Genomic DNA, 22121 nt, shown 5'->3' with positions numbered 1-22121 from the left:
TATGATTTCAAAACGTAGAAATGCAAAAGGATTCAATAAATCAAGCAATCCCACAATCCTAAAAATCATGGTTTAGACAGTTTGCTGCAAGATTGTGTACTCACTGATACACTTGACTTTATCCAAAATCCACGCCTTTTTAGTCCACTTTTTCATCTCTCTTTTATTTATTTTAAATTTTACCTCCCAAAAACCAAAAAATCCCAACACACTGTAAACAGCCTGTTGGGATTTTGTCTTGTGGAGCTGGAGGGATTCGAACCCTCGTCCAGAGAAAGCTGACATATGCTTTCTACATGCTTATCTGCTATTTAATTGTCGGGTATATGTAGGTAAAGCAGCCCACCGGCATACACCGTAAGTTCCTATTTGTTTCATTCTTTGGGTGGAACAACCCGCCAAACTATTTCGGTTGATTCGATACTCCCCTTGAAAAGATACCGAAAAAAAACTTTCCGGGAGCAATGGCACTTAATACAAATTGGTATTAAGCAGCCATGGCGTAGTTATTCTCGCCATTTGAAGTGTTTGTACATTAGGATTTACGAGCTTAACATACAATGCTCGGCATGCTTACATACACCGAACCAACCTGTCGATACCGGTCAGCCCCATGCATATCTTTATACACAATATGCCCGTGTAAAGTTCCTTTTTTGTTTTATTGCTTGCCGATATTTGGCATGCCTTTTAACATTTTTCCGGGATTGCCCATCTTGTTCATGGTCTTCATCATCTTCTTCATCTCATCAAACTGCTTAATGAACTGATTGACTTCCTGTATACTGTTTCCGCTTCCGTCAGCTACCCGCTTCCTTCTGTTTCCATTCAGTAATTCCGGATTTTCACGCTCCTCAGGTGTCATCGACTGTATCATGGCCTCCAGCTTAACAAATTGCTGGTCATCTATATCTACATCTTTTATAGCTTTGCCCATACCGGGTATCATACCTACTAAGTCCTTGATGTTACCCATCTTTTTTATCTGCCCCAGCTGACTTAAAAAGTCATTGAAGTCAAACTGATTCTTACGGATTTTTTTCTGAAGCTTGGCCGCTTTTTCTTTATCAAATTGTTCCTGTGCTTTTTCCACAAAGGACACAATATCACCCATCCCCAAAATACGATTGGCCATCCTTTCCGGATGAAAAACATCCAAAGTGTCTAACTTTTCACCACGACTCACAAACTTAATCGGCTTGCTGACTTCGTAATTGATAGATAATGCCGCACCTCCACGGGTATCACCATCTAATTTGGTTAAGACAACTCCGTCAAAATTTATACGTTCATGGAAGGTTTTAGCCGTATTTACAGCATCCTGACCTGTCATGGCATCCACAACGAATAGGGTTTCGGTAGGGTTTAACTCTCTTTTTAAAGTAGATATCTCGGTCATCATTGCCTCGTCAACAGCCAAACGACCGGCAGTATCGATAATCACCGTTTGAAGTCCTCTTTCTTTGGCGTAGGCAAGTCCCTTTTTAGCTATATCAACCGGATTGGTGTTTCCTTCTTCAGTAAAAACTTCAATGCCGACCTGCTCACCCAGTATTTGAAGCTGTTTGATAGCCGCAGGTCTGTAAACGTCGCCGGCAACCATTAGTACAGAGCGGTTCTTTTTGTTTTTGATGAAGTTTGCCAGCTTCGCTGAAAAGGTGGTTTTACCCGAACCCTGCAAACCTGATATTAAAACAATGGAAGGTTTACCCTCCAGATTGATATCACTGGCATTGCCACCCATCAGCTCGGTCAGCTCGTCTTTCACGATTTTAACCATTAACTGTCCGGGCTGTACAGCCGTTAAAACTTTTTCTCCCAGCGCTTTTTCCTTAACCTTTTCGGTAAAGCTTTTTGCCGTTTTGAAGTTTACGTCAGCATCAACCAATGCTCTTCTGATTTCTTTCAGAGTGGTTGCAATATTAATCTCCGAGATACTGCCTTTACCTTTTAGGGTTTTAAAGGCACCTTCGAGTCTTTCACTTAAATTATCAAACATAGTATTATGTTTTTATGAGTACTTATTTTTCTTAATAATATCTCAAACGACGAACGCCTGAAAGATATTTGGATAAACGGATTACTTGTCTGGTATAGCCGTATTCATTATCATACCAGGCGTAAATTACAGCTTTTTTCCCATCTTTGGAAACTAATGTCGCTTTACTGTCTACGATTAAAGCATGCGGGTTCCCGACAATATCGGAAGAAACCATTTCCGTGGAAATAGAGAAATCAATTTGCTCTGCCAAATTACCCTCTAAAGCCGCTCTTTTTAATGTTTCATTGACTTCTTCAACGGTAACCTTTTTGCTGAAACCCAGGTGTAAAATAGCTAAAGAGGCATTTGGAACCGGTACTCTTACTGCATTGGCAGTTAATTTTCCGTCTAATTCCGGGAGTATTTTTGTTACCGCACTAGCCGCACCTGTTTCCGTGATAACCATATTCAAAGGTGCTGAACGGCCTCTTCTGAATTTTTTGTGAAAATTATCCAGCAAATTCTGGTCATTGGTGTAAGCATGTACAGTTTCTATATGTCCATCCTCAATTCCAAAAGCATCGTCTGTAACTTTTAAAACCGGAACTATGGCATTGGTAGTACAAGAAGCCGCTGAGTAAATTCTTTCTTTGCTAATATCAAATTCCTGATGATTGATTCCATGTACGATATTCGGTACATCTCCTTTACCCGGAGCGGTTAATAAAATTTTATCTATGCCGGTAGACTTTAGGTGAGCAGACAATCCTTCCCTGTCTCTCCAAACACCGGTATTATCTATCAAAAGCGCACTTTTAATGCCGTAATCATTGTAGTTTATCTCTGCCGGACTGTTTGCAGCAATCATTTTTACGATATGACCATTGATGATTAGGGCTTTATTTTCCAGGTCTTCAATGATAGTGCCTCCAAATTTGCCGTGTATGGAGTCTTTTCTCAAAAGGGAGGCTCTTTTAATAATATCTTCATCGCTATTGGTGCGGGTTACGATTGCTCTCAGTCTGAGCTGTTCACCTTTGCCGGCATTTCCAATTAATATTCTGGCAGCAATTCTTCCAATTCGGCCAAAACCATATAAAACAACATCTTTCGGTTTTAATTCAAAACTTTCATGCCCCAGATGATTCTTTAATTTTGTTTTTAAAAATAAATCTATGTCTTTTTCATCAGCCTTTTCTTCTATAAATTCTTTTGCCAATCTGCCGATATCTATTCTTGAAGGAGCAATTTCAATTTCTGAAAGAGCTTTTGCCAATTTTAGCGTGAGAAAAACATCCAGATTACTTTCTTTAACATATTTTTTTGCAAACAGATGGTCATTCAAAATTTCTGTGATGCTGACATCAAAAAGTGGTCTCCTGAACAACATAAGCTCTATAGACTTGTCCAGCCATAAGTGGCCTACTACATTTGACAACTCAATAGCTGCCTTTTCCTTGTTTATCCAAAGTTGCAGTTCCTGTTCAAATTGGGGCATTTCAGATGATTTGATTGGGTTTTAAAATAAAGGGGCAAAGATAAAAAATAATTGCCTTTAATTCAGATGATATTTAGCCTTTCATACAAAATGTCAAGCTGAAAATTTATATATTCAGCTAATTGGATTTTTACAAAAGTGAAATGAACAATTTGTAAATAAAAATCTTGTTATAAGTATTCAAAACGATTCATTTAAATCAGTTGAAAAAAAACAGTTTCAGAAAAGCAATTGAATTGAATTTTTTATTACTATTTTCAGCTATTCTAAAAATGTTTTAAGTAATAAATGTGAAAAACTTACATTTTTTATTTAAAATTGTTTCAGGCTAAAAACTGAAACCCGGTTAATCTAAAATGCAAAATCTATTAAGATGAGGAAAAAAGAAAAATTTCAAATGGAGTTCGTGATAAAATCATCTCCCGTTATTCTGTTCAATTTTTTATCTACCACTTCGGGTTTATCTCAATGGTTTGCCGATCATGTTGATTATAAAGATGATGTCTATTCATTTTTCTGGAATCAATCGGAGGATAAAGCAATTCTATTGGAGAAAGAAGAAAACAGTTTTATAAAGTTTCGCTGGGATTATGATGAGCCTGAGTATTATTTCGAGTTTCGAATTGAGCGCTCTGAGGTCACCGGAGATACCATTCTGATTATTACTGATTTTGCAGATGATATCGATAAAAAAGATCAGGTCAGACTATGGGAAAGTCAGGTGAAAACATTGCTTCAGCAGATTGGCAGCTAATTTTTTCCATAGGCATCCGCTATTAGCTTATAAAATTGATACCCTTCTTCAGGGATTTTTGACCATTCTGAAAGATCATAAAAGCAGGAAAGCCTCAGGGTTGTGGGTGCTTTCTCCTCAAAGTTTGTTTCCGAAAACAATTTAAAATGTGCTGATTTATCGGAAATGTCCATTTTTAGTATTCCTTTTCCATGAAAACAATATAGATTAGAAATGTCCATAGTTTGCAATGCTTTGATGATATGCTTGTTAATGGCTGTGTCGTCAGAAATAAAGGTACATTCAAAATGATTCCCCCACCAAAAAAGATAGCGAAAAGCAAAGAACTGGTCATTGGAAAACAATCGTGGGAAATCCAGTATTCTATATGGTAAACGGTTTAGATTTTCACCTCTGGAAAGCTTCCCGCTTTTTATATCTGTCTTTTCAGGCATAAACTCAAGGCTTTCACCGGCCCGGTTTTTAATATTATCTGCAATTTTCCACAGTAATTTTTCAATATTTAACAGAATTTGTTGTTTTTCATATAGCCATTCAGCATTTTGTAGAAGTTTTAATTGATTTGAGTTAATATTCATTTTAGAGCGATTTTAAAAGACAGTTGTTTTAATTGATGATAAAAAAAATAAAAGATTTAAATTGCAATGAAACTTAAAAGTAAAAATCTTTAGAAACTTCAGCGATGATAAGATACAGTTTTTCACTTAATATCTATTTCCTTTTATGAAAAAAATTGACAGTATGGTATTGAGGGCTTTCATAGGCCCGTTTATACTGATTTTTTTTATAACGCTATTTATCATAGTGATGCAATTTCTGTGGAAATACATCGATGATATGGTAGGGAAGGGTTTGGAGTGGTATTTGGTGCTTGAGCTGATATTTTATGCATCAGCCAGCTTTGTGCCTTTGGCTTTACCACTTGCCATACTTGTGGCTTCAATCATGACTTTTGGGAATCTCGGAGAGCGGTATGAATTGGTGGCCATTAAATCCGGTGGTGTCTCGCTGCTTCGCTTTATGCGGTCGCTTATTATTGCCAGTATTATACTTTCCGGTTTGGCGTTTTATTTTGCCAACAACGTTTTGCCGGTTGCTAATCTCAAGTTTTCTTCTCTTTTATATGACATTCGAAAGCAAAAACCGGCTTTTAATATCAGGGAAGGTGTTTTTTATAATGGAATAGAAGGCTTTAGTATACGTGTGGGCTCTAAAGGTAGCGACGACCGGACAATTTATGATGTAATGATTTATGACCTTAGCAGTGGCCGGGGAAATGATCATGTATTACTGGCAGATTCCGGGGAAATGTACACCACAGAAGATGAAATGTACTTAGTGTTGAGGCTGTATGATGGAGTAGAATATCGGGAGATGCGGTCTTCAGGTCCAGAACCGGAGTATGAGCATATAACGAATCATTTTAAAGAGTGGCAAAAGGCTTTTGACCTCTCAGACTTTTCAATGACTCGTACAGACGAGAATTTATGGAGTGATCATCATCGCATGCTCAATATAGGACAGCTGAAGACAGCAATGGATACAATGATTATTGAGCGTACAGAACGTCTGGCGCGTATGAAAGATTATATCCATCCTTATCTTTATTTTTTGGCGCAGGATCCCGACAGTTTATCCTATCTTTTCTATGGAAAAAGTCCGCCGGAAGTTTTTTCGGGTTGGAATGGTTTAGAGGAAGATGAAAGAACAAAAACGATGCAGATAGCATTGAATAATGCACGTAATGTCAAAAGTTTTGTGGGTGTGTCTCAACGGGATGTAAGTTATAATGCCATTAATTATCGTAAACATGAAATTGAATTATACCGTAAGTTTGCTGTTTCAATTGCCTGTCTGGTGTTGTTTTTTATCGGTGCTCCTTTGGGAAGCATTATTCGAAAGGGAGGCTTTGGAATGCCGATGCTTCTCTCCATAATATTGTTTGTTTTCTACCATGTATTATCTATGACAGGTGAAAAGCTTGCCGAGAAATTTGTTTTTAACTCTATCATAGGAATGGGATTGCCAATTTTTTCATTATTGCCATTTGGGATTTGGCTGACGTATAAAGCAAATAAAGATTCCGGACTGTTTAATAAGGAAAAATACTACAAGTGGATTTTATATTTATATAGCTTTGTGAGAATTTTTAAAAGGTTCAATTGATGCTACTTTAACTTTTGTAATGAAAATCAGAAAAAAATTCAATCCCTATTTTGTTTCAGCAAGCTTTCTGTTTATTGTTATCATCGGATGGATAATGCTTTTCTTTGAAAAGGGTGAATTTGAGTTATTGGTTAACCAACATCACAATCCGTTTTTAAACACTTTCTTTTATTACACCACTTCTCTTGGGAATGGTTTATTTTTTATATTGGTTCTCTTTATTTTAGGTTTTTATAAGTTGTTCTGGACCTTATCCGGTTTGTTGTCTTTTTTATGTATTTCTATCATTGTGCAGGGTATAAAGTTTTTCTTTTCTGAAATGCCGCGCCCACGACGATTTTTTGACTTGCAGGGAGAAGAAATACAGTTTGTGGAAGGGGTTGTAATGCATTCATATCAAACATTTCCTTCCGGGCATACGGCTACCGTTTTTTCTCTTTTTTTATTGCTGTCCCTATTGTCCAGAAAAGTGATATGGGGGGTTGTTTGTATATTTTTTGCCGCAGCAGCAGGCTTTTCAAGAGTTTATCTTATGCAGCACTTTATGATAGATGTGTTTTTTGGGGCAATCATAGGCTTAATAGTGACTTTTGTAGTGATTAAATTTTGCATGAACTATCCGAAAATTCGCGAAAGTCGTTTCTCAAAAAATACCTGGCAGCAACTTTTCACTAAAGAAAAGCCGGCAGGAGCAAATGTAGATTCCGGGAATTCAGAATAGCTGATTTTCTATAAAACAGTATCTCCGGGATTGCTTCCGGGAGCCGGTTCTACCAAACGTAAATCACCCCCGGGACTTTCTGCCATCAAAATCATTCCTTTCGATTCAACACCTCTTATTTTTCGGGGGCTGAGATTTGAAACGACCACAACTTTTTTATTTATTAATTCTTCCGGTTTAAAAAAGGCCGCTATACCCGACACGATAGTTCTCTTTTCAAAGCCCATATCTACCTCAAATTGCAGCAGTTTATCTGCTTTTTTTACTTTTTCAGCCGTTAAGATTTGACCCACCCGTAAATCTATTTTCACGAATTCGTCAAAAGTTACTTCTTCTTTTGCGGCTTTTATTTCAGCAGACTTTGCGTCTTCCTGCTTTACCTCTGATGTGTTTTCTTTTTTACTCAATTTGGCAATTTCTTTTTGTATGGTTTCGTCTTCTATAGGACTGAAAAGGTGTCCGACGCTTTTAATGGTTGTGTTGCCTAGAACCAGTACTTCTTTTTTCGCTGAATCCCATGTTAGTTCAGCCTCATCTAAACCGAGCATATCGAAAACTTTTTTGGCAGTAAAAGGCAGAAAAGGGTGCATGGTAATAGCATAGCGTGCCAAGAGTTGAATGCATGTAAAAAGGACTACTTTCGTTTTTTCCGGATCCGTTTTTTGTAATTTCCAGGGCTCTTCGTCTGTCAGAAATTTGTTTCCGCTTCTCACAAAATCCATAAAAGCATTCAAGGCAGATTTAAAATTATAGCTTTCTATGAATTTTCCGATTTTATCAGGCGATTCAGTAATGGACAAAATGAGTTGGGGATGATTTTCTTCTAAAAAGCTTTTTAACGTGCTATCCGAAACCTCCGGCACTTTAAAATCATAATATTTACCGGTCAATACCTGAATTCTATTTATGAAATTGCCGAGTATGGAAAGCAGCTCACTGTTGTTTCTGTTTTGAAAATCTTCCCAGGTAAATTCACTGTCTTTGTTTTCCGGCATATTTGCTATAAGGCAATAGCGGAGGACATCTTCCTTGCCCGGGTAGTTGTCAAGGTATTCATGCAGCCATACCGCCCAGTTTCTGGAGGTGGATATTTTACCACCTTGTAGGTTCATAAATTCATTTGCGGGTACATTTTCCGGCAACACATAATCTCCATGCATTTTTAACATAGCCGGGAAGATAATGCAATGAAAAACGATATTATCCTTCCCGATAAAATGAATGAGACGGGGGTTATTGCCATTGGTTGTTTTCCAGTATTTTTCCCAATCATCCGGTAAGAGGGCTTTTGTAGCTGAAATGTATCCGATAGGAGCGTCAAACCAAACATATAACACCTTTCCTTCGGAATTTTTTAAAGGAACTTTCACTCCCCAGTCAAGGTCGCGGGTAACTGCTCTGGCATTCAGTCCCTGATTTAACCAACTCATGCATTGACCGTAAACATGACTTTTGAATGAAGTCGTTGCCTCACCGGGTTTATATTTTTTTGTTTTTATCCACTCCTCTAACCATTCTTCTTGAATTTTATCTAAGGGAATGTACCAGTGGGTGGTTTTTTTTCTAACAGGCACTTCACCGCTAATGGCCGAACGGGGATTGATTAATTCGTCCGGGCTAAGGCTTGTTCCGCATTTTTCACACTGATCGCCATAAGCTTCCTCAAAACCGCAGGAGGGGCAGGTTCCTTTTATATATCTGTCAGCTAAAAAAGTTTTTTCAACCGGATCGTAATACTGTTCGCTTTCTTTTTCTTCAAGTAAATTCTTTTTATGCAGATGGGTGAAAAAGTCAGCGGCTGTTTCGTGATGCAACTTTGAAGATGTTCTGTGATAAATATCAAAAGATATTCCTATGCCTTCAAAGCTTTTTTTGTTCATTGTATGGTAAAAATCAACTACATTCTGAGGACTTTTCCCTTCGTTTCTGGCTCTGAGTGTAATGGGAACACCGTGCTCATCGGAACCGCAAATAAATACAACATCCTCTTTTTTTAGTCGCATATATCTGACAAATATATCGGCAGGAAGATACGCGCCGGCCAGATGGCCAATATGAATTGGCCCGTTTGCATAGGGGAGGGCAGAGGTTACGGTTACAGGTTTTTGGGCCATTGTACTTTTTTTTGCTAAATTACTTATTTTTAAAGGAATAGAAATATTTTGACGAAAGCTTTAATATTGTAAATAGATTTTTTTAGCATTAAATGAATTGTATGTTACGACCGGCAGCATTAAAAGAAGGGGACAAGGTTGCATTTGTGAGTACCGCCCGAAAGTGTATGAAGAATGAACTTGCGGAAGCTGCCGTAGTGGTTGAAAGCTGGGGGTTGGAAGTAGTTTACGGGCAGACCATTGATGCTGAGGATAATCAGTTTGCCGGAGATGATAATTTGCGGGCTCAGGATTTTCAGCAAATGTTAGATGATGATGAGATAAAAGCTATTTTTTGTGCAAAAGGAGGTTATGGTACGGTTCGGATTATTGATAAGCTGAATTTTGAGGGTTTTGCAGAAAACCCAAAGTGGATAATCGGATATAGTGATGTGACGGTTATTCATGCTCATGTACAGGAAAATTTTGCCGTTTGCACATTGCATGGACCCTTGCTTTTTGAATTTGGTAAAATAGCAAAAGAATCTTTGGATCAATTGAAAACACAGCTTTTTGGGGAGGATTTCTTTCTGGAATGGCAAAGCAGTGAAAAAAACCGTTACGGACAAGTTCAAGGTCGTCTAATAGGGGGAAATTTATCGGTTCTTTACAGCTTATCAGCCTCGGTAAGTGAAGTTTCCACTAAAAATGCCATTCTTTTTTTGGAAGACCTCGACGAATACCTCTATCATGTTGACCGTATGATGATGCAGCTTTTAAGAAGTGGTAAGCTAAATGAGCTGGGTGGACTGATTATTGGGGGAATGACAGAAATGAGAGATAATAAAGTCCCTTTTGGCTCTGAGGCAATAGAGATTATTCAGAGAGTAGTGAAACCATTTGATTATCCACTTGCCTTTTATTGTCCGGCCGGACATGTTAAATCAAACAATTCTTTACCTTTGGGAACTTTGATTCGTTTTGACTGTAATGAAAAGTATGTGAAATTAAAAAAAATACATACATGATAAAAAGTAGTGTTCAAAGTTTCGGTAAATCTCAAAATAAATATTATGCGTGTATCATTAGAAATCAGTTTGTATCCATTGGATGAAAAATACATTACAGTTATAGAGGATTTTATTAATAAAGTTAAGCAGGATAAACAGCTTAAAGTAGAGGTGAATGTCATGAGTACTCAGATTTTCGGAGAGCTGAGTATTATTCTGGATTTATTGAAAAAAGAATTGCCTGTTGTTTGGGAAAAGTACCCGGCCGTATTTGTGATGAAATGGGTGGGAAGAGATTTAACCGCTTGAATTAACAAGAATTGGAAGAGATTATAGCAGCTTTTACAGAAGCGTTTAAAAATCCGAACTGGTTAGAAGTTGCCGGTATAATTACAGCACTTGCCTATGTTTTTCTGGCAAGCCGGGAAAATATTTTATGCTGGCCTTTTGCTGCCATAAGCACGACTATTTATATGTATCTGGTCTTTGATGTTGGATTATATCTGGAAACGATTTTACAGTTTTTTTATCTGATAATGGCTTTCGTAGGTTGGTATCAATGGGTATATGGCAAAAAAAATCAGCAGGAGTTGCACATCAGTCGTTTGACTCAAAAACAATGGTTTGTGACTATATCAGCAGGTATTCTCCTAACTTTTTCAGCCGGTTTTAGTTTTGATTACTTTTTAAATAATGAGGATGCTTATTTAGATGCTTTTACGACAGTTTTTGCTTTTATAGCGACCTGGATGGTTGTGAGAAAAATTCTGGAAAACTGGCTTTTTTGGATTGTAATTGATGCAGTTTCTATAATCCTGTATTTTAACAGGGGACTTTATTTCAGTACATTTTTATATTTGTTATACACCATAATTGCTATATACGGTTTTTGGTTGTGGAAGAAAAAGTATGAAAGTAGAAATAAGTTTGTTAAATTGAGTTAATTATGAATGCTCGTAAAGTCGCAATTGTTGGTCCGGAATGTAGTGGAAAATCTTCTTTGGTTAAAAAACTTGCTAAAGAATATGGAACAGAATGGGTTCCTGAATATGCCCGTTTTTATTTAACAGTAAACGGAGCTAACTACAAACAAAAAGATTTATATGAGATTGCTAATAAGCAGCTTAATTGGGAAAATGAAATAGGGAGAAAGGTAAAAGATAATTTCTTGTTTTGTGACACAAATCTTTTGGTGATTATTATTTGGGCAAAGTATGTTTTTAATAATGTACCCAGAGAAATAGAAAGCTTATATAATCCGGCTGCTTATGATTTGCATGTATTATGTAAGCCGGATATGGAATGGGAGCCAGATCCATTAAGGGAACACCCCAAGGAAAGAGATGAAATTTTTGAAAAATATCACCAATATCTCGAACAACATAAGATTCCTTTTATGATTGCTGAAGGTGATTTAGAGAATAGAATTGCAGATGTTAAGAAAAAACTCAGTAAATTAAAATAGAGTTTTTATAAACTTGTTTTGTTTTTGATTGTATATAAACCTATTACATAACAATTTGGTGAATAAAAATATCATTATGAAAAAAGTTTACGTATCCATAGTCCTTTTTTTGTCTTTATTTTTTGCTTCCTTAACCGTTTACAATAATTCAAATCAACCTCCTACAGCGAGAAGTGGTGCTCCCGGTGAACAAACTTGTGCCTCTTGTCATGGAGGAAATAATCCGAAGCCCAATCTTTCAAATTTGCTTTTCGATTTTGATAACGGAAATTTTGAATTTGAAGCAGGCGAAACATATAATATAGATGTTACCGTTCAGGATGCCGCCAAGTCAAGATTTGGCTTTCAATCTACAGCTTTGACGCAATCAAATGATCCGGCAGGGCAGTTTGCGGTATTAAATGCTTCCAATACAGGTTTGGCAACCGGATTTAACGGTAGAGAATATATTTCACATTTTCAGGCTTCGGGGAATAATAGCTGGACGTTTCAATGGACAGCGCCGGCGAATCCTGATGGGGATATCACTTTTTATGTTTCATCCGTGGCCGGGGCATTTCAGGGGAGCTCAAATACAAACGTTTACGTAGATCAGTTTACTGTTAATTTTGTACCCCCAACAATACCGGGGGATACACTCATAGCTGATTTTGGTATAAGTTCTGGAGGGAATTGTTTAGGCGATACAATTATATTTGCGGATAACTCTTCGGGTGATATAGATGGATGGATGTGGGATTTCGGGGATGGAGCCAGCCCTCAAACAGCTACGGGTAAAGGTCCGCACAGTGTTGTTTACTCTAATCCGGGCAGCAAAAATGTGTCCTTAACAATTTCTGATTCAAATACCGGAAATGATACGACTATAGTTAAACAGGATTTTTTGTCAGTTAGTGAACTACCGGTTCTGCAAGCCTCATCTGATACGATTATTTGTGAAGATGAAAGCATAGATCTGTTTGTCTCGGGAGCGGATAGTTACTTATGGTCACCGGCAGGAAGTTTGAATAATTCAAACTCTGAAAGTGTAGTTGCTAGTCCTCAAAGTTCGACTACTTACTTAATCACAGCAACTAATACTGATGGTTGTTCGGCAGATACCAGTATTTCGGTGAGTGTAAATCCCAAGCCGGAATTGTTTATTTCCATAGCCGGGAACGATACTATTTGCAAAGGGGAGTCGGCCAGTTTGATGGTTACCGGAGCGCTTTCCTATGAATGGGCGGCAAGTGGTTCTACCGATAGTTCTATAGTGGTTACACCGGAATCTACTACAACTTATACTGTTACCGGTACAGATGTAAATGCTTGCGCAAATACCGGCTCTATAACGGTTTTTGTAGAAGATTGTACAAATTTAGCGGAGGTTTCAAATCTTTTAGAAGTGAAAACTTATCCAAATCCGGTTAGGAATCAACATTTTTATATTGAATTACCCACGGACTATAGCTCAGCTGCAAACATGAATTTTTACAGTAAAGAAGGCCGTTTGATTAAGCAATCAAAACTAACAGCAGGCATGAATAGAATTAATATTCCGGACTTGCCGGAAGGTATTTACTTCTTGTATTTGTCAGATCAAAATATCCAAAAAACTATTCGCATTTTTATCGCTAACTAATGTGGTTTGTATTTTTTGGGATAGACTGAACAAATTATTTTAGTGCTGTAGGAAGGGTCAAAAGCTTAAAATCAATCATCTTCAGAATAAATACCAAGCCCTTTTATCAACAAATGCATTTCGCTATAGGAATAATTCCTATTGTCAATTATTTTGCTTAATAAAGAAGTATTTGAATTTCTGTAAGCTCTTTTAATAGAACCTTTAGGGCTATTACTTTCAAAATCTTTGTGAATATTTCCCAATGATTTGTAATATTTTATTGTTTTCTCATAATTTGGCCTATATCTCCTCAATTCTTCTTCTAATTCTTTATAGCTATTAAATTTTCTAGTAATTGCTACATTAGAAAAGTAATACAAAAACCATAATTCAGTGCATCTCTCTGTTTCAATGAAAAAAACTATTGATTCAATTCCTTTATTTTTCTTAGAAAAGACTCTATTATGATATTTGTTTTTTAATGCTAAATAAGCATTTTTTGATTTACCACTTGTTTTACTATCCATATCTATTAAGCAATAGACCTCATCAAAACCTTTATCAATAGCCAATTTGATATTTTTAGATAAGCTTTTTAAACTAGAGGCTTTAATTCCTAATTCACGTGGTATTATAGTAAAGGGGGATATCCCTTTAAGAGACTCAATGTAATATTTTTCAGTAATCCCTTCTCCAATTACTGCAATGGACTTCTTCATACTACATATTATTTAAAATAGTTGAACCTAAATTTGGTTTCGCTCCTAACTTACCAATTTTAATCGCATTAAGAAGTGACAAATTTTTATGCAAACCTAAATCTGAGGCTTTATATATTTCTGAATTGGATTTATTTCCGGATTTTTCTATAAAACATATCATATCTCTTCTAATCATCCAATCCTCACCAAGTAACATTTGGTTATGGGTAGTAAAAATTAATTGACTACTTGTTTCATAACGTAAAAAAGTTTCTAGAAAATGCAATAATAAATCATAATGTAGACTATGTTCTAACTCGTCTTCTAATACAATTTTCCCATTATTTCCTAACTCGATTAACAATCTAGCCAAACGAAAATATACCCTGGTTCCAGCGGATTGCATTCTGAAATCAATTTGAAACTCTTCTTTATCATTGTTATGGGTGAATAAGACTTGTTTTTGTGGCTTTAACAACTTTTCTTTTATTGATGTAGGTAAAGAATCATTTTTTAAAATTTCATCTAATAAGTCATCATTTATTTTAGTTTCAACAATTTTAAAATCAGTTATATTGAAATCCGCACTTTGTAATAAATCTAATAAAAACTCTTTTGCCTTTGGGTTTTTGCTAGCATATTCAGCTATTTCAACCGCATTGTTATAAACTCCCAATTTAAGAACACTAAATTTTATCCATTCATACAATTCAATAAGAATTTTTGGGGCGTTAATGTTTTTTTTGTTTAAAGTTGACAATACAGTATGGTTCTTTAAAGTTTCCTTGTTAAAATCACTTTTAACTTTTGCTTTAATATCAACGGTGCTGCCAAATTTGATGTCTTTGCCTTTTATTCTTTCATAAAAATCAGACATAACTCCTGAATCAGTGACGTATTCTAATTTTTCATATAAAATTTCATTTTCATTAAACTCTATTTTATACTTAAATTTTCTTTCTCCTACCCAAAAAATTATATCAAATTCTGTGGGTTTGTCAGACATTAATTTAAATGGTTTATAAAAACTTATTTTACTATTTTCTTTTTCTTCAGGAGAAATTAACATCACCCAAAGTGTTTGAATTGCTTCCAAAAGATTAGACTTACCCGAAGCGTTTGCTCCATAAATCATTAATAACTTGAGTATTTTAATGCCTTTTTTCGGTTCGAATGTGAGTTCATTCAAATGCGTCTTATCGGCAGATGCTAAAAGATTAACTGTTTGCTTTTCTCTAAAAGATAAGAAATTAGATAATGAAAACTCTTGAATCATAACTCTATGCTTTATTTTCGTAAATATTTTACAAATATAACGCTTTAAATGCAAAAAATGTATTAAGGTAAGGTTTGAAAATTTTGTTAATCTTTAGATGAAAGACTGTTCAAATCTTTGAGGTATTTATTTTTTTCGGCCTGATATTTTAATTACCCATGAACAACAGCTTGCAACAATCAATATGTTTGCAGAGCTAATAGTCATTTTAACCCCTTTGGGATTAATTGTGTAGTTATTTATGAAAAATTTTCAGTCAAGCAGGGACAACAGAAATCATTGTGAAAAAAATATCACATAGGAATCTATTCCTTAGCAGAAAAATAGGAACTTTAATCAGTTAAGAAAAAAGCTTAGATCAACATTCTAACCGGATCTTCCAGTAAGTCTTTGAAAGTCTTTAAGAATTTAGCACCGGTCACGCCATCCACCACTCTGTGGTCGCAGGAAAGTGTAACACGCAGCGTATGTCCGGCTTTAATTTCTCCATTTTCAACGACGGCTTCTTCTTTGATAGAGCCAACTGCTAAAATACAAGCATCCGGAGGATTAATAATCGCCGTAAATTCTTCTATGTCAAACATTCCAAGATTAGAAATCGTGAAAGTATTTCCTTCCCAGTCTGAAGGCTGTAGTTTGCGATCTTTTACTTTTTGTCCGAAATCTTTTGCCGTGGCTGAAATTTCGTTCAAACTCAGCATATCGGCAAATCGAATAACAGGAACCAACAGTCCTTCATCCATGGCAACAGCCATTCCAATATGAATATGTTTGTTATATCTGATGGTGGTATCTCGCCAGGAAGCATTCACCTGAGGGTGGCTCCTTAAAGCCATGGCAGCAGCTTTTATAATTAAGTCATTAAATGAAATCTTAGTTTCACTGACTTCATTCATGGAAGCTCTTGCTTTTACTGCTTTATCCATTCTGATAGAGGCTGTCAGATAAAAGTGAGGAGCCGTAAACTTACTTTCAGAAAGTCTTTTGGCTATCGTTTTGCGCATCTGACTTACATTCTTTTCTTCGAAAGCTTCTTTTCCGGCTACTGTAGGAGCAACAGATGTTTGCTGAGGACCTTTTTCAATATATTCTTCTATATCGCGCTTTATGATTCTTCCGCCATCTCCGCTTCCCTTAAGCTGATTTACGTCAATATCATTTTCTTTTGCCATTTTACTGGCTAAAGGAGAGATTTTTACTCTGTCTCCGTCTTTTGACGATTCAGTGTCTGTTTCACTTTCTTTTTCTTTTTTAGGTTCTGCTTTTTCTGCACTTTCTTCCTCTTTCTCACTATCAGATTCATCAGCATCGTCTTCTTTTGGTTTAGCTGATTCAGCCTTTTTTTCCTCTTCCAAGATGCTTTTATAATCTTCACCCTTCTCACCCAGGATTGCTAAAATAGCATCCACAGGAATAGTATCTCCCTTTTCAACTCCAATGTATAAAAGAGTTCCTTCCTGATAGCTTTCTAATTCCATAGTAGCTTTGTCAGTCTCAACTTCAGCTAAAATATCACCGGCTTTTATTGAATCGCCAACTTTTTTATTCCATTCAACAATTACCCCTTCTTCCATAGTGTCGCTCATGCGGGGCATTCTTATTACTTCAGCCATAATTTTAAAATTCTGTTAATAACCAAATAATTCGTCTAAATCTATTTTTTTGACTTCACCCAAACGGGCAAGTACATCAAAGTCAACATTGTTTCTATCTCCCAAAACTAAAAACTTATAGTTTCTGTCGCTAATGTATTCGTCAAAAAATGCTCCGAACTTTTCAAAATCCATTTTTTGCAATTCATTATAGGTCAGCTCTCTGACATCAAAATCTAAGCCTCTTTTCTTGGCAGCTTCGTAATCCCAAAAAATACTCTGACCGGTAATTCTTTCAGTTTGGATTTTACGAATAGCAGACTCTCTGGAGCCTTCAAACTGAGATCTTGCATCCGGCAGATTGTTCATTAGGTCAATCATTGCTTCAACTGCTTCTTCTAATTTATCTGCCTGAGTACCAACATAAGCCCTGAGGAAATGGTGATTGTCACTTCTAGCCGGCATAGAAAATACAGACCATGCTGAATAAGCCAATGCTTTTGCTTCTCTTATTTCCTGAAAAACAATAGAGGAAAGACCGGCTCCAAAAAACTCTAAGTATAGCTGGGCATAAGGCAAGAGGTTTTTATCAAAAAGTTTGTCTCTTGAAACAAACATCACATCTGTCTGAACCATATTGTAATGGATGAAATATACCTCGTTTTTTTCAGTCGGCAATTCCTTGAAAATTGTTGGTTCCGGTGCTTCTCTTAAATCTTCTACCTGAGGGCGGTAGTTTTCAACCAATTCCTTTACCCGGTCTTTATTTTCCTGCCCATAATAGAAAATACGATACGGATAATCCGCTAATTCTCTGATTTTATCTACCAGATACTGTGCTTCCACTGCTTTCAATTCTTCTTCTGAAAGTATATATGTAAAGGGTGAATTTGCTCCAAACATAGCGTAATTGACCATTCCGGAACGCAGAATTACATTTTTATTTAATTTTTGGTTTACTCTTTCTTTTAAAATACCATCAATCAAATCATTTAATGCTTGCTCATCCGCTGTAGCACTTGTAAGTATGTGCTCAAAAAGTTCTATTCCTTCTTCGAGTGAGCTTTCTAAACCACTTAAACGGATATTTATATTATCCCTGGAAGAGGAAACGTCAAAACGCAGACCTAATCTGAAGAACTGCTCTTTTAGTTCATCAGCAGAGTATCTTGTTGTTCCCAAATAAGGGAGATAATTTACTGCCAGTTCCAGATATCTGTCATGGTCTTTTCCCATGTCATAGATATAGTTCAGGCTAAATAATTCATTTATTTCATTTTCTATATAATAGAAAGGAAATCTGTTAGCAACCTGCTCACGGCTGATTACTTCGTCATAATCAATGAAAACAGGATCCAACTCAGTTGTAGGCATTTCTGTGAATGAGGTGTAAAATACTGATTGAGTATCTCTGTTCATTACTATAGGTGTGATTTGTGGCTTTTCAACTTCCAGCACATCCTCGTCTACACCCGAACGTTTGTAAATAACTGCATAATTATTGCTGTAATGCTTATTTGCAAAATCAACTATATCCTGCTTGGTGATTTTTTCCATACGGTCAAATTCCGTAACCACATTTTCCCAGGGTACGCTTCTTACAAAGGCATTTACAAAAGCAGAAGCTCTTGCTCTGTTGCTTTCGTATGCACGAATTTGCTGAAGTCTGAAGTTGTTTATTACGGCTTCTATCAACCACTCTTCGAATTCACCCGCTTTTATTTTTTCCAGTTCATCTAAAAGTAGAGCTTTTACATCTTCAAGGGTTTGCCCCTGTCTTGGGGAACCGTATAAACCGTGTATGCTATAATCTTCCATAGTTACTTCAAAGCTGCCACCACCAAGGATACGCTGTCTTTGCAATAAGTTCAGGTCAATTAGTCCCGCTTGTCCGTTGCTGAGCAAGCCACTGATTAGTTTAATCATAAGAGCATCGTCTGAAGCAGCTCCGTCAAAACGGAAGGCGGCATATACAAAAGGCTCCTCATTGCCAACTACTTCTTTTATGACAGGCTCTTCAATTGGGGGAAGTTCATCATAGGTAAATACCGGTTCTTCACCCATTTCATAACCGCCAAAGTATTTGTCGATAAGTCTTATGGTTTCATCATAATCCAATTCTCCTGACAGACAAATTGCCATATTGTTGGGTATATAATACTTTTCAAAGTACTTATGGATGTTCACCATAGAAGGATTTTTTAAATGCTCTCCTTCACCGATTGTAGTTTGTGTGCCGTACTGATGTGTAGGGAATAAAGCTTCTGTCATAGCTCTCCATGCTTTTCTGCCATCATTGGCCTGTCCCATGTTGAACTCTTCATAAACAGTTTCCAACTCAGTGTGAAACAGACGAAGTACTACTTTTCTGAATCTTTCTGCTTCTACCTTTAACCATCTTTCAAGTTCATTTGCCGGAATGTCGTTTACATAAACGGTTTGCTCAACAGAAGTGTAGGCGTTCGTTCCTCTGGCACCAATGCTGGAAATCATTTTATCATACTCATTCGGGATAGCAAGTTTGGAAGCTTCAAAGGAAATGCTGTCTATTTTAGCATAAATTTTTCTTTTTTCAGCCTCATCATCCGTAAAGCGATGTTCTTCATATAAATCTGAAAGCTTATCTAAAAGTACTTTTTCTTTTTCCCAGTTAATGGTCCCCATTTTATCGGTACCTTTAAAAAGCATGTGCTCCAGGTAGTGAGCCAGTCCGGTAGTTTCTGCGGGGTCGTGTTTGCTGCCGGCGCGAACCGCTACAAATGTTTGTATTCGAGGTTCCTGAGGGTTGTTTGATAAATAAACTTTCAGACCATTGTCTAAGGTGTAAATTCGGCTGTTGAGAGGGTCTCCCTCAACGGTTTTGTAGGGGTATTTCATTTCTTTTTCGTCTTCAGTGCATGAAACAAAGAGAACACTTATTGATAAAAATAAAAATATCGATAAAATGTACTTGTAAAACTTTGTTGAAATCATTTATGTTAAATTTAATTGAAAAATGAGAGCAAGTCCTATTAACGCATAGCTCTCTTAGTTTGTTTTAGTATTCAAGTCTGAGGTTTAATTTTTCCATTAGCAACTTCATTTCCGGTTTTTTCTGAATAAAAAAATGTAGTTTATCCTCGTTTGTGAATGGTTTATTTTCAGCAAAAGTACTTGTTTTTTCTATTTTTTTGATAATCATAACGAGATTATCAATTTGAGTTTCCTTTCTGAAAGCTTTTATGATGTAATCTTCGTTTGATTTTATAGTGTTTTCAGTTGCTGTTTCCAATATCAGTTTACTGTCATCAATGCTAATGCTAAGGTTTTCCCGATTATAAGTGTTGCTTAAGGAAGGCTTGTTAGAGCTTTCTGCCATCTGCTTCCATATTTCCCAAAGTTTGTCAGCTGTTAAGTCTTTGGTGGCAGGAGTTTCATTTTGACTAAGCGATTCAGCAGGCTCAGATAGAGTAGTTTTTGGCTCTTCAGATTGATTTTCTTCGTTTTTATAATCTTTGATTTTATCTATTCCAATAGACTTTAGCTCATTGATTTTATCCTTTCTTATATGTACTGTTTCTTTTTCCGGTTTGTTTTTATTTTCATAAGACTGAGTATTGTCTTCTTCCTTCACACTTTTCGGCTCAGGTTCCTTTCCTGAATAATCATTCTTTGTTTCGCCTAAGTTGTCGGTTTCAGGCTTTTTTTTTTGCATAGTATCAGTAGAGTCGGCAGTGATAGAAAACATAGAGTGCAGAGACGCCATTTTTAAAAGTGCCAATTCAACATGCAGTCGTTTGTTTTTGCTGTCTCTATATTCAAACTCAGCTTTATTAGCAAGATTAGCCCAGTTTAGAAGAAAGGCAGGATGAACCTGCCCGGATTGCTGAATGTATCTTTCTTTTAGTTTACCGGCTGTTTGCAGGAGAGAAAGTGTTTTGTCTGTCCCGGCTACCAACAGATTTCTGAAATGTTCTGTCAGCCCGTTTAGGAACAAATCTCCTTCAAAGCCCTTTTTTAAGATATCACTATATATCAGAAGCAATTCCGAGGTATCTCCTTCTGCAAGATGTTCAGTGATATTGAAATAAAACTCATGATCCAGTATGTTTAAATTTTCAGCTACTTGCTTAAAGTTAATATTTCTGTCCCCGAAGCTGGCCATTCTGTCAAAAATTGACAATGCATCTCTAAGTCCGCCATCAGCTTTTTGAGCTATTAAATGCAGGGCATCAGCTTCATATTCAATTTCTTCTTTTTGGCAAATTTCTTCCAGGTGCTGAACTATATCATCTATGGATATGCGATTGAAATCAAAAATCTGACATCTGGAAAGGATAGTCGGCAGTATTTTATGTTTTTCGGTAGTTGCTAAAATGAATTTTGTGTATGCAGGAGGTTCTTCCAGTGTTTTCAGAAATGCATTAAATGCACTGGATGAAAGCATGTGTATCTCATCTATGATATAGATTTTGTAGCGGCCGTTTTGAGGAGCATAGCGAACCTGTTCAATCAGATTTCTAATATCCTCAACATGGCTGTTTGAAGCGGCATCCATCTCAAAAATATTCAAAGAGCTGTTTTCTGATAACGAAATGCAGGAGCTGCACTTCCCGCAAGCTTCAAAATCTTCTGTAGGATTTTCGCAATTAATGGTTTTTGCCAGTATTCTTGCGCAGGTTGTTTTCCCAACACCTCTGGGGCCACAAAATAAAAAAGCATGCGCCAGTTTTTTCTGACGAATAGCATTTTTTAAAGTAACGGTAACACTTTGCTGTCCAACTACTTCATCAAATCTTGCCGGCCTGTATTTTCTGGCTGAGACAATAAATTTTTCCATTAAAAGCCTACTTTTTTCTTTTAAAATTTAGTCAAAATTAGCTTTTTTTCGATAGATATCACACAAAAAGTCTTTGAATTGCAGAAATCTCCAATAAGTTCTTCAATTATGTGCAAAGCCTTACTTTTTTCGCTTTATCTGTCATGCTGACGTTAGGAATCATCTCCGAATTTCGATTGAAACTGTTGATTAATGGGTAGACAGGTGGCTCAGGCAGCGACGATGCCAATCGGAGGGAGCTCCCACTACATTTGACATTTTCCATCATAAATTTTCCATTCTTCTCTCTTGGGTCTTCTTTCCTGCCTACTGCTGCTGCCAACTGCCTACTTTCCATCCTTGGATCTTGGTCTTCTTGAAATTTGGGCTCTTGGGTCTTCTCTCCTGTTTATTAGGACAAGGTCTCACAGCCCTTGATTTTTTTCTATCTTTTTTATCAAGA

General features: G+C 36.6%; 17 protein-coding genes and 1 other RNA gene. 8 read left to right on the top strand and 10 right to left on the bottom strand.

From position 1 onward, the window contains the following. Positions 1-238: 238 nt before the first annotated feature. From ssrA to EA412_11645, 3 genes are all read right to left on the bottom strand, one after another. Positions 239-613: a transfer-messenger RNA gene (ssrA, locus tag EA412_11655) on the bottom strand. A 48-nt stretch (positions 614-661) separates the two neighbouring features. Further along, positions 662-1999 (bottom strand): signal recognition particle protein, encoded by a 1338-nt coding sequence (locus EA412_11650; protein ID TVR77287.1) that lies wholly within the window; start codon positions 1997-1999, stop codon positions 662-664. 31 nt (positions 2000-2030) lie between these two features. After that, the gene (locus tag EA412_11645; protein TVR77286.1) at positions 2031-3494 is read right to left on the bottom strand and encodes a glyceraldehyde-3-phosphate dehydrogenase; all 1464 of its coding nucleotides are present in this window, start codon (positions 3492-3494) and stop codon (positions 2031-2033) included. 358 nt (positions 3495-3852) lie between these two features. Between EA412_11645 and EA412_11640 the strand changes: the two genes are divergently transcribed. After that, entirely contained in the window at positions 3853-4233 is a 381-nt protein-coding gene (locus EA412_11640) for an ATPase (GenBank protein TVR77285.1), read from the top strand. Here EA412_11640 and EA412_11635 read toward each other — a convergent pair. Further along, positions 4230-4811, bottom strand: a complete 582-nt coding sequence (locus EA412_11635; protein ID TVR77284.1) for a hypothetical protein — start codon at positions 4809-4811, stop codon at positions 4230-4232. The genes EA412_11640 and EA412_11635 overlap by 4 nt on opposite strands. 145 nt (positions 4812-4956) lie before the next feature. Between EA412_11635 and EA412_11630 the strand changes: the two genes are divergently transcribed. Together EA412_11630 and EA412_11625 are read left to right on the top strand one after the other, a co-directional pair. Next, on the top strand, positions 4957-6399 hold the full coding sequence (locus EA412_11630; protein TVR77283.1) for a YjgP/YjgQ family permease: 1443 nt from the start codon (positions 4957-4959) through the stop codon (positions 6397-6399). A 19-nt stretch (positions 6400-6418) separates the two neighbouring features. Beyond that, positions 6419-7120: a phosphatase PAP2 family protein gene (locus EA412_11625; protein ID TVR77282.1), complete on the top strand. Its 702-nt coding sequence runs from the start codon at positions 6419-6421 to the stop codon at positions 7118-7120. An 8-nt stretch (positions 7121-7128) separates the two neighbouring features. Here EA412_11625 and EA412_11620 read toward each other — a convergent pair whose 3' ends face one another. Beyond that, positions 7129-9234 carry a methionine--tRNA ligase gene (locus tag EA412_11620; protein ID TVR77281.1) on the bottom strand — a complete coding sequence of 702 codons (2106 nt, stop codon included), beginning with the start codon at positions 9232-9234 and terminating at the stop codon, positions 7129-7131. A 101-nt stretch (positions 9235-9335) separates the two neighbouring features. On the opposite strand from EA412_11620, the gene EA412_11615 reads away from it, so the two are divergent. The 5 genes from EA412_11615 to EA412_11595 are packed head-to-tail and all read left to right on the top strand — an operon-like array spanning position 9336 to position 13309. Beyond that, positions 9336-10241, top strand: coding sequence for an LD-carboxypeptidase (locus EA412_11615; GenBank protein TVR77280.1), 906 nt, complete (start codon positions 9336-9338; stop codon positions 10239-10241). A 45-nt stretch (positions 10242-10286) separates the two neighbouring features. After that, positions 10287-10532: a hypothetical protein gene (locus tag EA412_11610; protein TVR77279.1), complete on the top strand. Its 246-nt coding sequence runs from the start codon at positions 10287-10289 to the stop codon at positions 10530-10532. Positions 10533-10543: 11 nt separating this feature from the next. Continuing rightward, the gene (locus EA412_11605) at positions 10544-11167 is read left to right on the top strand and encodes a nicotinamide riboside transporter PnuC (protein TVR77278.1); all 624 of its coding nucleotides are present in this window, start codon (positions 10544-10546) and stop codon (positions 11165-11167) included. Positions 11168-11169: 2 nt separating this feature from the next. Then, positions 11170-11688: an ATPase gene (locus EA412_11600; GenBank protein ID TVR77277.1), complete on the top strand. Its 519-nt coding sequence runs from the start codon at positions 11170-11172 to the stop codon at positions 11686-11688. Between the two features lie 55 nt (positions 11689-11743). Then, a complete protein-coding gene (locus tag EA412_11595; protein ID TVR77276.1) occupies positions 11744-13309 on the top strand; it encodes a T9SS C-terminal target domain-containing protein in 1566 nt (521 codons plus the stop codon). A gap of 71 nt (positions 13310-13380) precedes the next feature. On the opposite strand, the gene EA412_11590 is transcribed toward EA412_11595, so the two are convergent. From EA412_11590 to dnaX, 5 genes are all read right to left on the bottom strand, one after another. Continuing rightward, entirely contained in the window at positions 13381-14010 is a 630-nt protein-coding gene (locus tag EA412_11590) for an RloB domain-containing protein (protein ID TVR77275.1), read from the bottom strand. Position 14011: 1 nt separating this feature from the next. Then, entirely contained in the window at positions 14012-15268 is a 1257-nt protein-coding gene (locus tag EA412_11585; protein TVR77274.1) for an ATP-binding protein, read from the bottom strand. A gap of 353 nt (positions 15269-15621) precedes the next feature. Then, the gene (locus EA412_11580) at positions 15622-16881 is read right to left on the bottom strand and encodes a pyruvate dehydrogenase complex dihydrolipoamide acetyltransferase (protein ID TVR77273.1); all 1260 of its coding nucleotides are present in this window, start codon (positions 16879-16881) and stop codon (positions 15622-15624) included. Between the two features lie 15 nt (positions 16882-16896). Then, positions 16897-19833 (bottom strand): insulinase family protein, encoded by a 2937-nt coding sequence (locus EA412_11575; protein TVR77272.1) that lies wholly within the window; start codon positions 19831-19833, stop codon positions 16897-16899. Between the two features lie 64 nt (positions 19834-19897). Beyond that, positions 19898-21679, bottom strand: a complete 1782-nt coding sequence (gene dnaX / locus EA412_11570; protein ID TVR77271.1) for a DNA polymerase III subunit gamma/tau — start codon at positions 21677-21679, stop codon at positions 19898-19900. Positions 21680-22121 lie beyond the last annotated feature (442 nt).

The organism is Chitinophagaceae bacterium (assembly GCA_007695095.1).
Classification (GTDB): domain Bacteria; phylum Bacteroidota; class Bacteroidia; order Chitinophagales; family REEL01; genus REEL01.
Note: the sequence above shows the minus strand (reverse complement) of the source record. Positions and strands in the feature narration are given on the sequence as shown.